The organism is Nocardia sienata NBRC 100364, assembly GCF_001613205.1.
In the GTDB taxonomy this organism is placed as follows: Bacteria; Actinomycetota; Actinomycetes; order Mycobacteriales; family Mycobacteriaceae; genus Nocardia; species Nocardia sienata.
Genome location: NZ_BDBX01000004.1, coordinates 110,144 through 123,872, shown reverse-complemented (window position 1 = coordinate 123,872; position 13,729 = coordinate 110,144). Strand labels below are relative to the sequence as shown.

General features: G+C 68.6%; 13 protein-coding genes and 1 pseudogene. 7 read left to right on the top strand and 7 right to left on the bottom strand.

Annotation, left to right across the window (positions count from 1 at the left end; genetic code table 11):
- Window positions 1-76: 76 nt before the first annotated feature.
- Together NS4_RS03560 and NS4_RS03555 are read left to right on the top strand one after the other, a co-directional pair.
- Entirely contained in the window at window positions 77-982 is a 906-nt protein-coding gene (locus NS4_RS03560; protein WP_063058024.1) for a cyclase family protein, read from the top strand.
- Window positions 983-1,033: 51 nt separating this feature from the next.
- Window positions 1,034-2,566 (top strand): long-chain-fatty-acid--CoA ligase, encoded by a 1,533-nt coding sequence (locus tag NS4_RS03555; protein ID WP_063058023.1) that lies wholly within the window; start codon window positions 1,034-1,036, stop codon window positions 2,564-2,566.
- Window positions 2,567-2,769: 203 nt separating this feature from the next.
- On the opposite strand, the gene NS4_RS03550 is transcribed toward NS4_RS03555, so the two are convergent.
- The 6 genes and pseudogenes from NS4_RS03550 to tnpA all read right to left on the bottom strand — a co-directional run.
- Complete coding sequence (locus tag NS4_RS03550) at window positions 2,770-4,134, bottom strand: phosphotransferase family protein (RefSeq protein WP_063058022.1); 1,365 nt, start codon at window positions 4,132-4,134, stop codon at window positions 2,770-2,772.
- A complete protein-coding gene (locus NS4_RS03545; protein ID WP_063058021.1) occupies window positions 4,131-5,309 on the bottom strand; it encodes an acyl-CoA dehydrogenase family protein in 1,179 nt (392 codons plus the stop codon). Before NS4_RS03545 ends, NS4_RS03550 begins: the two co-directional genes overlap by 4 nt.
- On the bottom strand, window positions 5,306-5,689 hold the full coding sequence (locus NS4_RS03540) for a nuclear transport factor 2 family protein (protein WP_063058020.1): 384 nt from the start codon (window positions 5,687-5,689) through the stop codon (window positions 5,306-5,308). Before NS4_RS03540 ends, NS4_RS03545 begins: the two co-directional genes overlap by 4 nt.
- Window positions 5,686-6,660, bottom strand: a complete 975-nt coding sequence (locus NS4_RS03535; protein ID WP_084486638.1) for a hydroxymethylglutaryl-CoA lyase — start codon at window positions 6,658-6,660, stop codon at window positions 5,686-5,688. Before NS4_RS03535 ends, NS4_RS03540 begins: the two co-directional genes overlap by 4 nt.
- Window positions 6,657-7,916, bottom strand: a complete 1,260-nt coding sequence (locus tag NS4_RS03530) for a CaiB/BaiF CoA transferase family protein (protein WP_063058377.1) — start codon at window positions 7,914-7,916, stop codon at window positions 6,657-6,659. The genes NS4_RS03535 and NS4_RS03530 overlap by 4 nt, the downstream gene beginning before the upstream one ends.
- A 54-nt stretch (window positions 7,917-7,970) precedes the next feature.
- Window positions 7,971-8,365 (bottom strand): annotated as a pseudogene (gene tnpA, locus NS4_RS31245) (IS200/IS605 family transposase); the annotation flags it as partial.
- Between the two features lie 36 nt (window positions 8,366-8,401).
- Here tnpA and NS4_RS31240 point away from each other — a divergent pair.
- Complete coding sequence (locus NS4_RS31240) at window positions 8,402-9,595, top strand: RNA-guided endonuclease InsQ/TnpB family protein (RefSeq protein WP_084486635.1); 1,194 nt, start codon at window positions 8,402-8,404, stop codon at window positions 9,593-9,595.
- A 117-nt stretch (window positions 9,596-9,712) separates the two neighbouring features.
- On the opposite strand, the gene NS4_RS03515 is transcribed toward NS4_RS31240, so the two are convergent.
- On the bottom strand, window positions 9,713-10,345 hold the full coding sequence (locus NS4_RS03515) for a TetR/AcrR family transcriptional regulator (protein WP_063058018.1): 633 nt from the start codon (window positions 10,343-10,345) through the stop codon (window positions 9,713-9,715).
- A gap of 108 nt (window positions 10,346-10,453) precedes the next feature.
- On the opposite strand from NS4_RS03515, the gene NS4_RS03510 reads away from it, so the two are divergent.
- The 4 genes from NS4_RS03510 to NS4_RS03495 all read left to right on the top strand — a co-directional run bounded on the left by NS4_RS03510 (window position 10,454) and on the right by NS4_RS03495 (window position 13,650).
- On the top strand, window positions 10,454-11,020 hold the full coding sequence (locus NS4_RS03510) for a VOC family protein (protein WP_063058017.1): 567 nt from the start codon (window positions 10,454-10,456) through the stop codon (window positions 11,018-11,020).
- An 18-nt stretch (window positions 11,021-11,038) separates the two neighbouring features.
- Window positions 11,039-11,677: a carboxymuconolactone decarboxylase family protein gene (locus NS4_RS03505; RefSeq protein ID WP_063058016.1), complete on the top strand. Its 639-nt coding sequence runs from the start codon at window positions 11,039-11,041 to the stop codon at window positions 11,675-11,677.
- A gap of 87 nt (window positions 11,678-11,764) precedes the next feature.
- A complete protein-coding gene (locus NS4_RS03500) occupies window positions 11,765-12,589 on the top strand; it encodes an NADPH-dependent oxidoreductase (RefSeq protein WP_063058015.1) in 825 nt (274 codons plus the stop codon).
- Window positions 12,590-12,912: 323 nt separating this feature from the next.
- Window positions 12,913-13,650, top strand: coding sequence for an SDR family oxidoreductase (locus NS4_RS03495; RefSeq protein ID WP_084486823.1), 738 nt, complete (start codon window positions 12,913-12,915; stop codon window positions 13,648-13,650).
- The last annotated feature ends 79 nt before the right edge of the window (window positions 13,651-13,729 follow it).

Below are 13,729 nucleotides of genomic sequence, written 5' to 3'. Positions count from 1 at the left end.
ACTTGCCACGGAAGTTGACATGACTGTCACGTCATTATCAGTGAGTCAGGAGGCATCGGTGCCTGCAGTTCCCGATATGCGCGCGCTCGGGCGAGAAGTGAGCAACTGGGGTCGCTGGGGGAGCGACGACGAGCGGGGGACCACGAATCTCATCACGCCGCAGCGGGTTGCCGCCGCGGCCGGCCTGATCCGGACCGGCGAGGTCTTCCCTCTGGGGATCCCCCTCGACGGTGACGGTCCGCAGCCGGGCGGCCTGCGTATCAACCCCATCCGGCTCATGTCCGAGAACGGTCAGGAGCAGGTGCTTCCCGGCGGATTCAAATGGGCCGACGATTACGTCTTCATGCCGCTGCAGGCAGGCTCGCAATACGATTCGCTCGCCCACGTGCACTACGACGACCAGCTCTACAACGGCTTCGCCGGGGACGGCGTCTCGGTCAAAGGCGCCGCCAAATGCGGTATCCACACCCAGGCGGGCGGCATCGCCGGGCGCGGTGTCCTGCTCGATATCGCGAAGGCCTGCGGCGTGGACTGGCTCGAGGCGGGCACCGCGATCGGCCCCGACGAACTCGACGAGGTCGCCGCGGCCCAGGGGGTCACGATCGGCGCGGGCGATATCCTGCTGATCCGGACGGGCTGGCGCAAGAAGTTCCTGTCCGACGGCGATGCCGCCGGGTTCATGGCGGGAGAGCCGGGACTGAGTCTGAACTGTGCGACCTGGCTGCGGGAGCGCGATGTGGCAGTGGTCGGGTCGGACAACTGGGCCGTCGAGGTGATGCCCGGCGAGAATCCGGGGTCGGCGTTCGAACTGCATATGGTGCTCATCCGGGATATGGGCCTGACCCTCGCCGAGATGCTCGACTTCGAGGACCTGTCCGAGGCGTGTGCCGCCGACGGCCGCTACGACTTCTTCTATGCCGGCCCACCCTTGCAGTTCACACGTGGCATCGGCTCGCCGATCAATCCGCTGGCGATCAGATGAGGACGGGTATGGACACGATCGCGATGCCGCGGTGGGAAGGGAGCAGCACCCGTGCTGGTCGGTGACATCGTCGAATACGGCGCACGTAAACATCCGGACCGTATCGCGTTGCGGTTCGAAGACCAACAGATCGACTACCGGGACCTGCGCGATCGCAGCCGCAGGCTCGCCAACGCCCTGCTGGGTGTGGCCGCGCCCGGTGACCGGGTCGCCATCCTCTCCGCCAACTGCACGGAGTACTTCGACTGCTACTACGGCGTGCCGATGGCCGGTATGGCGCTGACCATTCTGAACTTCCGGTCCCATCCGGATCAGGTGGCGGCACTGCTGCGGCACTCGGGCGCCACGGTGCTGATCGTCGCCGCGGAATTCGCCGACCTGGTGGCCCGGATCCGGGAAGAGATCCCCAGCGTGCACACCGTCGTCTCGATCGGCGGTCCCGTCGAAACGGCCACGCCGTGGGAGGAATTCGTGGGCGGGGCGGCGGCCGTGGAGCCGCCGGTACGTCCGGCGGCCGACGATACCGCCTGGCTGGTGTACACCAGCGGGACCACCGGCACCCCGAAGGGCGTGATGCTCAGTCATCGCAACCTGCTCGCCGGGGTCACTTCGTCGGCCCTGCAGTGGGACCTGCCCGAGGACACGGTGTTCCTGTTCTGCTTCCCGCTGTGCCATGTCGGCGGATACGTCACGCTGGTCAACCATCTGCTGGGCGCCACCGTCGGGTTCCTCCGGACCTACGACAACGCCACCTTCCTCCGGTTGGTGGACGAATGGCAGGTCACCCAAACCGGTTTGGCACCGACGATGATCAGCTTCCTGCTCCGCGACCCCGCGCTGGACACCAGCGCGCTGACCACATTGCAGGCGGTCGGTTACGGCTCCGCGGCGATTCCGGCCGCGGTGCTGCGGGAGGGGTTGCAGCGGTTCGGCTGCGACTTCTACCAGGGCATGGGTATGACCGAACTCGCGGGCAATGTGCTGCATCTGGATGCCGCGGCGCATCGCCGGGCGGCCGCCGGCGAAACGGGCCTGCTGATGTCGGCGGGTAAACCGATGCGGCTGGCCGATATCCGGGTCGTCGACGACGAATTCGCCGATGTCGCGCGCGGCGAGATCGGTGAGATGGTCGTGCGGGCCGATCAGGTGACGGTCGGTTACTGGAACGATCCGCAGGCGACGGAGGCCGCGTTCACCGACGGCTGGTTCCGCACCGGGGATCTGGTCCGCCAGGACGACGAGGGTTTCGTCTACATCGTCGACCGGAAGAAGGACCTCATCATCAGCGGTGGCGAGAACGTCGCCTCGCTCACCGTGGAGCAGGCACTCTACCGGCATTCCGCGGTCGCCGAGGCCGCCGCGATCGGGGTACCCGACGAGACGTGGGGCGAGGTGGTCTGCGCGGTCGTGGTGCCGCGGGCCGGAGTGACCGTGGCGGCCGCCGACATCATCGCCGGCTGCCGGGAGCACCTCGCCGGTTTCCAGGTGCCGCGGCGCGTCGAGTTCGTGGACGCGCTTCCGAAGAATGTGACCGGCAAGATCCTCAAACGAGAGCTGCGCGAGCGGTTCTCACCCGAGGGATGAGGGAACGGGGCCGGCCGGGTGGACACACCGCCCGGCCGGCCTCGCTGCACGGGTGATCCGGTGCACGGGACAGACGAAGGACCCGATGACGGCTGTACAGCCGTCACCGGGTCCTTCGACGTGAGATGCGCGATGTGCCGGTACGACAATGCGCCGCCGGGGGCCCCTGGTATCGGGCTCCCGGCGGCGTGAGCGGGGTCGGGTCAGCCGAGCCGGCGCGGGTTCGACACCCGCAGCCTCGCCTCGACCGCGGCGTTCACGGTGTCGCGGACCCGTGGGTCCGCCACCGTGAGAGCGCCCGAACGGAGCCGTTCGGCCAGCACCGCCTCGGAGGGACAGTCCAGGGTGCGCAGCATCTCGTGCACCCGATCCGTGGGCCCGGCACCGGCTCGTAGTTCCCGGCCGCCGATCTGCAGCAGCGAAGCGCAGATACGCAGCAGATAGCGTTGGGCGGTGGCGTCCTCCGGCAGGGCCGGGCCGATCTCCCCGGTGAGTGTTTCCGTAACGAGATCGAGGATCTCGGTGAGATCCGGTCGATCGTGAGCCGTGGGCGCCGGGGCCTGCGGTGCGCTGTCGCCGGGGACGGCGTCGAGCAGGCCGAGAACGTCGAGCAGATCGTACTCCGATTCGCAGACCCGGCGCCCGATGGCGGCCAGTTCGAGCGAATGTTCGGCGCCGCCGAGATGGCGTTCGGCCTGGAACCGGCTCAACACCAGCCATTTCAGTGTGCCGAAAACTTCCCACCAGTGCAGTTCGGCCATCGACGGCCGGTCACCGGTGGCGCGCTGATAGCCGTCCAGGAGCTGATCTCTGGTGCCGAGCCCGCCCACCGGTGCCGCCGCACCGAAACGCCAGGCGCGAACGCAGAGCCAGCCCAGATCCTCGATCGGGTTGCCGAGATGGGCCAATTCCCAGTCGAGTACGCCCCGGATACCGTCGCCGTCGATCAGCAGGTTGCCGAGCCGGAAATCGCCGTGCACGAGCCCGGCCGCCCGATCGGGTGGCCGGTTGTCCCGCAGCCAGCGCAGGCCGATCTCCACCACGGGCCGGGGTTCGGCCAGGTCGCGATAGGTTTTTTCGATGGCGTCGAGCGGGTCGCGGTCGTCCAGCATGGTGAGTGCCGTCACCGGTGTGCGATGGACCAGCCCCAGGACGTAACCGAAATCCTCGGCGAGATGCATACGGACAGCGGCGAAGTCGGGATCACGCTGCAGCTTGCGCGGGATCGACTCGCCGGGGACGGTGTTCATCACCAGATACGGGACGTCGATACCGGGCGCGGTGTCCCCGGAGGCGAGTACCTCGGGGACCGGCACCCCGGCCGCCGCCGCGGCGCGCAGACACGCCACTTCGGCGCGCATCCGGTCGGCCTGACCCCGGCCGGGCGGATCCCGGCGCAGCACCGCGGTGGTCTCGTGGCCGGTGTGGTCGGTGGCGCGCACCGCATAGATCTCGCGGCTGGCGCCACCGGTGAGCCGGCGCACCTCGGTGGCGGTGAGTTCGGTGCCGGTGGCGGCGGCGAGGACGGCACGTAGCCCCTCGGCGAGGGTGGCCGGTGGCGTCGTCACAGCCACGGTGCGGCCCCGGGGTCGCGCAGCAGGCGCCGCGCGGTGGACATCCGGTGGACCTCGTCGGGGCCGTCGTAGACGCGCGCGTACCGCGCCTGCCGGTACATCCGCTCCAGCGGAGTATCGGCGGTGAGGCCGAGCGCGCCGTGTACCTGGATGGCGCGATCGATGACATCGTGCAGCATCCGGGCGCCCCAGAACTTCACCAGTCCGACACGTACGCGATGGTCCTCGCCGGCATCCATCGCCCGCGCGGCGTCGAGGGTCATGAGTCGCGCGGCGTGGATCTGGGCGGCGGATTCGGCGATATAGCGGTGGATCTCGCCCTTCTCCGCGAGCAGCGACCCGTGCGCGAAGCGGGTGTTGGCCCGGGCGCACATCAGTTCGTAGGCGCGCTGGGCCTGGCCGAGCCAGCGCATACCGTGGAAGATCCGGCCGGCACCGAGCCGGTCCTGGGCCACCGCGAAGCCCTTACCGCGCTCGCCCAGCAGATTTTCCAGGGGGACGCGGACGTCGGTGAGACGGACCTCGTAGTGATCGCTGGGGTCGTGCCCCATCGTCGGGATCGAGCGTACGATCTCGAAACCCGGCGTATCGATCGGCACGATGATCGCGCTGATCCGGGCGTGCCGGGGCTCGCTGTCGGGTTCGGTGCGGGCGAACACGGTGCAGAACGCCGCCTGCTCCGCGCCGGTGGTGAACCATTTGTGCCCGTTGATCACCCAGCTGTCGCCGTCGGCTACGGCGCGGGTCTCGATCAGCGTCGGGTCCGAGCCCGCGACCTCGGGCTCGGTGAGCCCGACCGAGGGCAGGATATCCCCGGACACCAGTCCGGGGATCCAGCGCCGGCGCTGCTTCTCGGTGCCGTGCAGATGGAGCATGATCGTGTCCTGCATCGTGACCGAGCCGACCGCCAGCTGCCCGAACTCGGAGCGGCCGATGATCTCGTTGAGGTAGACGAAATCGAGGAACGGCAGACCGCCGCCGCCCACCTCGGCGGGATGGCCGAGTGCCCAGATACCGAGTTCCTTCGCTCGTGCGCGCAGACCGGCGAGCGCCTGCCCGGCGCTGTCGTCGTCGCGGGCGAGTACCGGTTCCCGGGGGATGACCTCGTCGTCGATGAATCCGCGCATCCGCGCGGTGAGTTCGGTGAGCCGGGTGTCCATCGTCGTCATCCCTTCCGGCCGGTGGTGAACTCGCGCAGCGGCAGGGTCGCCGCCGAATCGACGTATTCGTCGATGCGGGCGATGCGCCCGTCACGGACCTCGACGAACAGGCATGCCGCCACCTCGAGCGGACCGTGTCCGGGGAGTTCGCCGCGCAGCACGTGTTGCTGGGCGAAGCCGGTGGGCAGCGGGTACCGGCGGATGTCCTCGTAGCGCATATGCACGAGGGTGCGCGAGAGCCAGCGCAGGACCCGCAGATTCTCGGTGACGGTCTCCTCGGTGCCCTTGTCGTTGTGCCAGATCCGGGCGTCGGGAGTGTACAGCTCGGTCAGGGTCGCTTCATCGCCCGCGCTGACGGCGGCGAAGAAACGGTCGGCCAGGTCGTTCATCGGATGTCCTCTTCTTTCGGCACGGCCGGTGGCACGGCCTCCGGCGATGTTCGGCGTCCGGGCGTGGACGAGGGGTGCAGGCGCCCACCGGCGCGGAGCAGATTGCTGTCGGCGGCCCGGCCGAGCAGTTCGGCGGCCAGGGCCGCGGCGGCGAGGGTCGCGGGCAGGTCGATGCCGGTGGCGATTCCGCTGTCCTCGAACAGGTAGACCAGTTCCTCGGTGGCGATATTGCCGCCGGCGCCCGGCGCGAAGGGACAACCGCCGAAACCGCCTGCCGCGGCGTCGAATCGGCGGACACCGTGCAGATAACCCGACCACGCGTTCGCCAGGCCCTGCCCCCGGGTGTTGTGCAGATGCAGTCCGATCTCCACGCCGGGGACCGCGGCGTGGACGAGGTCGACGATCTCGGCGGTCCGGCGCGGGGTGGCCGTGCCGACGGTGTCGGCGACGGAGAGACTGTCGGCGCCGGCCGCCCGGGCGCGCGCCGCGATCTCGGCGACCCGGTGCGGCGGGGTGGGTCCGTCGAAGGGGCAGTCGAAGGCGATCGCGATGATCACCTCCAGCTCGCCGCCCGCGCGGTGGACCATCTCGGCGACGGGGCCGATCAGTGCGATCGACTCCTCGCTGGTCCGGCCGACATTGGCGACACTGTGACCGTCGGAGGCCGAGACCACGTACTCGAGCCGGGTCACGCCCGCGGCGAGCGCCCGCCGGACCCCGCCGAGTCCGGCGACCAGAGCCGAGAACGTCACGTCCGGCCAGCGGTGCAGCTGCGCGGCGACCAGTTCGGCGTCGGCGAGCGCCGGTATGGCGCGCGGGGATACGAACGAGGTGACCTCGATCCGGCCGACCCCGGTGGCCGCCAGGGCCGCGATCAGTCCGAGTTTGGCCTCGGTGGTGATGGGAGCCTCGATCTGCAGGCCGTCGCGCGGCCCGACCTCGCGGATATCGACCTGGGCCGGGGCGGTCATGCGATCGTTCCCTGTGCGCGCAGTTCGCCGAGCCGGTCCGCGGCGTAGCCGAGGATTTCGCCCAGGACCTCATCGGTGTGGGTACCCGGGCGGCCGGGCCCGCCCCAGCGCACACCGCCCGGTGTCTCGCTCAATTTGGGTACCACGCCGACACCTTTCACCGGTACCGGGTCGTATCCGGGGTCGGCGGGCTCGACCGAGGGATCACGGTGATCGACGAACAGGTCGCGGGCGAGGAACTGCGGGTCTGCCATCACCTCGGCGACGGTGTTGACCGGTCCGGCCACGACACCGGCCGCGGCGAGCAGGTCGATGAGTTCGGCGGCGGTGTACTCCACCGCCCACGCGGCGATGATCTCGTCCAGTTCGTCCTGATTGCGGCCGCGCGCGGTGTGGTCGACATAGCGCGGGTCGGTCGCGAGTTCGGGCCGGCCCATGGCTGCCGCCAGCCGCCCGAACACGGTGTCCTGGTTGGCCGCGATGATGACCCACAGACCGTCTTTGGCGCGGTACAGATTCGACGGCGCGATCCGGTCCAGCCGGGTCCCCGACGGCTGCCTGATATGCCCGGTCTTGTGGTAATCGGGCACCGTGGATTCCTGGATCGCGAGGGATGCCTCGGTGAGGGCCGCGTCGACGATCTGCCCGCGACCGGTGCGTTCCCGCACCAGCAGGGCGGCCAGGACGCCCTGGAAGGCGAACATTCCGGCGAGGCTGTCGCCCAGCGACAGGGCGATGCGGGGCGGGGCCTGGCCGGGAAACCCGTTGAGATGCCGCAGACCGCTGACGCCCTCGGCGACCGAGGCGTAGCCCGGCCGGGAGGCATAGGGTCCGGTCTGGCCGTAGCCCGACACCCGGGCGAGTACCAGTCCGGGGGAGACCGCGGCCAGTACGTCGTAGCCGAGTCCCCAGCGCTCCAAGGTCCCCGGCCGGAAGCTTTCCACCACCACATCGGCGGTGCGAACCAGGTCGAGGAAGATCTCGCGGCCCGCGTCGGTCCGCAGGTCGATACCTACACAACGCTTGTTGCGGGCGTGGACCGTCCAGAAATACTGGTGGCCGCCCTCGGCCTGACCCCATTCGCGCAGCGGGTCGGGCCGATCCGGCGCTTCGATCTTGATGACGTCCGCGCCGAGGTCACCGAGCAGCCGGCCGCAGTAGGGCCCCGCGATGAGCGTGCCCAGTTCCAGGACACGATAGCCCTCGAGCGGGCCGCGCGGCGGCGCGTCCGTGCCGGGTCGCGAATCCGTTGTCATCGAAAGAGCTCCGAGGAAACCCCTGGCTTCAGCCGTGGGGAGGATTCGGAGTTGAGCGTTCTTCTGGTTCTCGACATAGCGTTTCACTACCTCCGAGGTCGCGCCGCCGGCAGTGGCGACGAAGTACGAGTTGGTCCACCGGGTGGGTAAGCGAGACTCGAGGGTGGGGGACTCGGCTCGCAGGGTGCGGGAAGAGCGGCCCTTGATCTGTTTGACCAGGCGGTGGATCCCGAACTGCGGCTCGTATGGGACGAGTGGGTGCATGTGGTCGGCATGGTTTCCGGCTTGATGACGTGTGTATCTCGTTCGTCGCAGGCTTCGCGAATGTGCTGCTCGGGGTGTTGTTCAATGCGTCCGCCGATGACGGGTCGCTGGTATTTCGGGCACGACACGACGTGGTGGTTGTCGCGGGGGACGATGGTGGTGTTCGACGCCGATGACGTTGGCACTCGAATGGGATACGTCCATGCTGTATTTTGCCGGTCATGGGGGAAGTTGTTCGCTATACCTATCGGCTGCGTCCCGGCGTGGTCGCGGAGCGGACGCTCATCGATGAGTGGCATCGCTGCCGGTTCCTGTGGAACGAAGCGGTGCACCAACAGCGCGCCGGGAGTAAACCGACCTTCTCTCGGTTGTCGAAAATGCTCACTGAAGCACGCGGCCGTAATGCCTGGTTGCGGTCGGGTTCGCAGGTGGTTCAGCAGCAAATGCTGCGCACCTATGCGCAGGCGCTCGCTCACTCGTTCCGGGTGAAAGGCCGTGGTAGGCCGGTGGTCAAGACCCGGAAGAAGGCGTTGCCGTCGCTGGAATACACCACCCGGGGTTTCTCGATCAAAGAGGGGCGGTTGTGTCTGGCGGGTAAGGTCTCGATCCCGGTGGTGTGGTCTCGTGAGTTGCCGTCGGCACCGAGTTCGGTGCGGGTGTATCGGGACAGTCTCGGATATTGGTATTGCTCGTTCGTGGTGCGCCGCGAGAGTGAACCGCTGCCGGAAGTGGTCGGGGTGATCGGTATCGACTGGGGTGTGAGCACGACCGCGACCACCACCGATTCCACCTATGATCTGCCCTACCTCGGGCACCGACGTCGATGTGCGGCTGAGCTGGCTACCGCGCAGCGGAAGATGGCCCGGCGGCGGCGTCCACGTGGACAGGCCCCGTCGAAGGGCTACCAGCGGGCGAAACTCCAGGCCGCCCGGCTGCACAAGAAAGCCGCTCGGCAGAACACGCATGAGGCCCGGCAGTGGGCGCGGCGTGTGGTTGCCGGCCATCAGACCATCGCAGTCGAGGACTTCGAGCCGAAGTTCCTCGCCCGTTCCACGATGGCACGGAAAGCAGCCGACGCTGCGATCGGTGCCGCGAAACGAGAGCTGATCGAACGTGCCACGCGGGCGGGGCGGAAGGTGGTGAAGGTTCCGCCCGCGTACACGACCATGACCTGCGCAGGCTGCGGAGCGAGAGCCAAGCAGCGGCTTGCCTTGCAGGTAAGGATTTTCAGTTGCGAAGACTGTGGGCACACCGCAGACCGCGACCGGAACGCCGCCGCTGTCATTCTGGCGGCCACGGTAGAACTCGACCGTGCCAGTGCTGACGACATAAGACATTGCGGGCCTCCCTCCTGGGCGGTCAGTGGTGCGGTCCGAGCTGGAAATCCCCCGGCTTCAGCCGTGGGGAAGAGTTAATACTTGCCTCCTCGAAACGGCAGGGAGTGGGAGCTGTCGTAGCGAACGAGGTGTCGGGTCGGACGGGGAGATCCCACCAGGAGGCCGGGTTCGTGCGGTACGACGCGTCTGCGCCCGTCAGGGCGCGCGATCGAGCTGGAGGGCGCCGACGCACATCTGGTCGAGGGTCGCGAGCAGCGCCTCCTCGTCGGCGTCCTCGCCCTGGATCAGCCACAGGTACAGGGTGTGGTCCACCATGGCGGACATGGCGCGGGCGGCCAGTTCGGGGTCGAGGCCGGCGGGGACCAGGCCGTCGGACTGCCAGCGGGCGATCGCGCGGGCCGTGCGGTCGATCAGTTGGCGGCGGTGCTCGTGCCGGAGCCGGCGGAACTCCTCGTTGAAGGTCGCGACCTGTTCGATGATCGCCATCATGGGCGCGTTGCGCCGATAGGCCTGGTAGTAGGACCGGTTCGAGGCGATCAGCCGTTCGGCGGGGGAGAGATCGGCCGCCGCGGGCTCGCGCCGGTGCATATCCTCGAAGAGCCGGTTGCTCAGTTCTCCGAAGACATCGTCCTTCGATTCGAAGTACCGGTAGAAGGTGCCGTAGGAGACCCCGGCCTCCTGGGCGATCAGTTCCACCCGTGCGTCCAGGAATCCCACCGTCTCGAAGACGCGGCGGGCCGCGTCCAGCAGAGCGTCACGCGTCTTGCGTCCCCGCGGGGTCAAGGTGTCGACCGAGGCGGGGGAACTGTTGACAGATGACTTCGCCACGGGACAGACTATTCCCGAAGCTGACATGACTGTCAAGTCATGTTTTGCTCCTGCGGCGACCGCGCAACGGCCGCTCACGCGACATTGTCGCCCATAGGAAGGATTGCGATGAACGACACCGACCCGAGGTACGAACTACGCGGGATCAACCATCTGGCGCTGGTGTGCTCCGATATGCGCCGAACCATCGATTTCTATACGGGTGTACTCGGTATGCCGCTGATCAAGACCATCGAACTGCCCGGGGATCTGGGGCAGCACTTCTTCTTCGACTGCGGCAACGGCAATACGCTCGCCTTCTTCTGGCTCGCCGACGCACCCGACGCCGCGCCGGGCGTGGCGGCGCCCAAGGGCCTGCCCGACGCCGGCGAACTCGTGAGCGCGGTGGGTTCGATGAACCACGTCGCCTTCGCCGTACCCCCGGAGAAGTTCGACGAGTACTACGAACGGTTGCGGGCGGAAGGCATCGAGGTCAGTCGCGTGCTCAATCACGACGACAGCCGCGCGGGGGTCTCCCGAGAGGTGCACCCGGGCACCTTCGTGCGCTCGTTCTACTTCCAGGACCCCGACGGCGTACTGCTTGAATTCGCCTGCTGGACACGGACCTTCACCGAGGCCGATGTCTCGCACGAACCGAAGACCGCCGCCGACCGCCGCGTCCCCGCGTCGCACTGAGCCGAAAGGAGCGCCACCGTGCCCAGGTTGCGTGAAGTACCCCGTGCCGAAGTCACCGACGAGCGGATCCTGTTCTATTACGACCGGCTCTTCGGGCCGGACAAGGATCCGGCCGTCGACCACGGCACCGTCCATGCCACCCCCGGTGACTGGTGGACCGTGTTCGCCCAGTCACCCGACGTGTTCCGGCACGCGGTCCGGGGTTTCGCCGTCTACCGCAACGCGACGCTGGACCCGGCCCTGCGCGAACTCGGTCAGAGCCGGGCCGGTTTCGCCCGCGGCAGTCAGTTCGTGTTCTCCCAGCACTGTAAGCAGATGCGCTCGCTGGGGGTGCCCGAGGAGAAGATCACGGCCATACCGCATTGGCAGATCAGCGATGTCTTCTCCCCGCTCGAACGGGCGGTGCTGGCCTACACCGACGGGCTGGTCTACGACGGCGGCCGGGTCCCCGACGAGGTATTCGAGGTGCTGCGCGGGGCGCTGAGCGATCAGGAGATCCTCGAACTCACCTACATCACCGCGCTCTACGACATGCACGCGACGATCTGCCGGGCCCTGCGGCTCGAGTACGACGATCGGCCGGAGTTGATCGAAGAGGTGCAGCTGCCGGAGGGTGTCGAGGCCAGGGACCTCTCCGCGGATCTGTCCGGGGCCTGAGCGACGGGTGCACGGGTGCGGCCGGGTTTTCGGCTCGAGCTGCGGCCAACCGCTGACCGGGCGCGCCCCGGCGGCGACGATGGCAGCATGACCCAGACCGCACCGTCTCCGGACCAGGTGGTGGCACAACGCTACCGTGATCCCGCACCGGCGGCCCCGGCCGAGTGGAATCCGGTACTGCAGGTGCTGCACGAACACCGATCGGTACGCCGCTATCTGCCCGATCCGCTGCCGGACGGCGTGCTGGAGCTGCTGATCTCGGCCGCCCAGTCCGCCCCCACCTCCTCCAATCTGCAGGTGTGGAGTGTGGTCGCGGTCCGCGATCCGCAGCGCAAAGCCCGCCTTGCCGCGCTCGCCGGTGACCAGGAGCAGATCCGGCAGGCCCCGTTGCTGCTGGTGTGGACCGCCGACCTGGCCCGGCTGCGCGGTCTGGCCGCCGAGCGCGGCGCGTCACTGGACGGGGCCGACTACCTGGAATCCAGTTATGTCGCGTTCCTGGACGCGGCGCTGGCAGCACAGAACGCGCTGGTCGCGGCGGAATCGCTGGGGCTGGGCACCGTCTACATCGGCGCGATCCGCAACAATCCGGAGCAGGTGGCCGCGGAACTGGAACTGCCGTCCGGGGTGTTCGCGGTGGTCGGTCTGGTGGTGGGCCGGCCCGATCCGGCGGAGAACGCCCGGGTCAAACCGCGCCTGCCGCAGGCCGCGGTACTGCACGAGGAGACCTACACGCCCGCCCGGCTCGTCGATATCGACGACTACGAGCAGCGCATCGCGCAGTTCTACGCCGAACAGGACCTGGCGCATTCGTGGATCGATCGGGTCCTGGCCCGGCTGGGGTCGGCGAAAGCGCTCAATGGTCGCGACCGGCTGCGCGAATCGCTGGCGGCACAGGGCTTCCCGCTGCACTGACTCGACACAGCCGTAGCGGAGTTCCGCGAACGGAAACCCGGGACCGGTTCGCGGGCCGGCGCTGCGGCCTTCTCCCATGGGCGTCGCACAGTGACGATGAGCGAAGGTCGCGGGCCGGCCCGGACAAGGCCTCGGTGCCCGGTGTGCACCCGTGGTCCGTACCCGGCCACGATGGCGGATACGGGCCACGCCCGCGCACGCTTCGGACGTCACCGGCGCCTGCCTGCGTGTCGCGGCCCGCTCGCGATGACCGGTGCGAAGATCGACAAGGGAATTCGTGCGGGGCCGCCGGGGCGCCGCCGGTGTCGCTCCAGGAGGTCCGGGTGGCCGCGTCGTCCGATCGCATCGCTCTGGTCACCGGGGGTTCCGGTGGTATCGGACGGGCCGTGGGCGAGCGCCTCGCCGCCGCCGGGATGACAGTGGTGGTGCACTACGCCGGAAACGCCGGCCGGGCCGAGGACGTCGTCTCCGCCATCACCGGCCGCGGCGGAAACGCGGTCGCGCTGGGCGGAGATGTGGCCGATCCCGACCGGATGGCGGAGCTGTTCACCGAGATCACCGAACGGTTCGGTGGGCTCGACGTGGTGGTCAATACCGCGGGCATCATGCTGCTCGGCCCGGTGACCGAATTCGAGCTCGACGCGTTCGACCGGATGCACCGCACCAATGTCCGCGGCACCTTCGTCGTGTCGCAGTTGGCCGCTCGCACACTGAACCCCGGTGGCGCGCTGATCAATTTCTCGACCTCGGTACTTCGGCTCCAGCAGCCGGGCTATGCCGCCTATGCGGCCACCAAGGGCGCGGTCGAGGCGATGACGCTCATTCTGGCGCGCGAGCTGCGGGGGCGCGAGGTGACTGTGAACGTGGTCGCCCCGGGCCCGACCGCGACGCCGCTGTTCCTCGACGGCAAGGACGCGGACACCGTCGACCGGCTCGCCCGGATGTCTCCGCTGGAACGACTGGGCGAACCGGCCGATATCGCCGAAATGGTGGCCTTCCTGGCCGGACCGGCCCGCTGGGTGAACGGGCAGGTCCTGTATGTGAACGGCGGGGTCGCCTGAACCTGCCGGCGCGGTGCGCGAAGCCCGGCGAGGTGCGCTGACCGGACCGGGGAGGCGCGTCCGGGCTTCCCGTTCGCTA

Bases quoted from the DNA above. Each gene is read 5' to 3' on its own strand.
- NS4_RS03560 (WP_063058024.1), top strand. From the start codon at position 77: ATGCGCGCGCTCGGGCGAGAAGTGAGCAACTGGGGTCGCTGGGGGAGC.
- NS4_RS03545 (WP_063058021.1), bottom strand. From the start codon at position 5,309: ATGACGACGATGGACACCCGGCTCACCGAACTCACCGCGCGGATGCGC.
- NS4_RS03540 (WP_063058020.1), bottom strand. From the start codon at position 5,689: ATGAACGACCTGGCCGACCGTTTCTTCGCCGCCGTCAGCGCGGGCGAT.
- NS4_RS03535 (WP_084486638.1), bottom strand. From the start codon at position 6,660: ATGACCGCCCCGGCCCAGGTCGATATCCGCGAGGTCGGGCCGCGCGAC.
- NS4_RS03530 (WP_063058377.1), bottom strand. From the start codon at position 7,916: ATGACAACGGATTCGCGACCCGGCACGGACGCGCCGCCGCGCGGCCCG.
- NS4_RS31240 (WP_084486635.1), top strand. From the start codon at position 8,402: ATGGGGGAAGTTGTTCGCTATACCTATCGGCTGCGTCCCGGCGTGGTC.
- NS4_RS03510 (WP_063058017.1), top strand. From the start codon at position 10,454: ATGAACGACACCGACCCGAGGTACGAACTACGCGGGATCAACCATCTG.
- NS4_RS03500 (WP_063058015.1), top strand. From the start codon at position 11,765: ATGACCCAGACCGCACCGTCTCCGGACCAGGTGGTGGCACAACGCTAC.